1 protein-coding gene is annotated in these 553 nt (G+C 29.1%); it reads left to right on the forward strand.

Annotated features, from left to right (window positions below):
• Positions 1 to 528 (forward strand): hypothetical protein (locus ACY2RU_RS17835; protein WP_490139840.1); only part of this gene is annotated, 528 nt, incomplete at its 5' end.
• Between the last annotated feature and the right edge of the window lie 25 nt (positions 529 to 553).

Genomic DNA, 553 nt, shown 5'->3' on the forward strand with positions numbered 1-553 from the left:
TGCTCCATTATGAAAAAAGAACTTTTTACAATAATATTCTGTCTAATTTCTGCAATTAGTTTTAGCTGCACCTGTTTTTGGGGCGGCAATTTTATTAAAGCAAATAAGGACTCAGAATCACTAATTATCAAAACCAAAGTCATCGGAATTTATCACCATTATGAAAATCAAAATAAAGTTCAAATTAATAACGATACGGATTTAAGTAAGTTTAATAATTTAACTTATCGTCGATTTCTTCGCTTTGAAATAAAGGAAATTATCAAAGGAAAGCATTCCGAGAAATTTGTTGATTTATACAACTCGAATGGTTTTGATTGCACGGAAGAATTATACAATTTTGATATGAACAAATGGTATATCCTATCAATTTTTTCCAGAAACAACAAACTTAAAATAAGTAGTTGTTCCGAGAATTTCTTGGAATATCTTCCGGAAACAAATAAAGTAAAAGGACGAATAAAAGGAAATTATAGAAAAAAAGATCGACTATATGACTATGAAAAATTAGTTCGAAAAATAACGTAGCACAACACCGTATAAAGCCAATGGC

It is taken from the genome of Ulvibacter sp. 2305UL32-6, assembly GCF_058148545.1.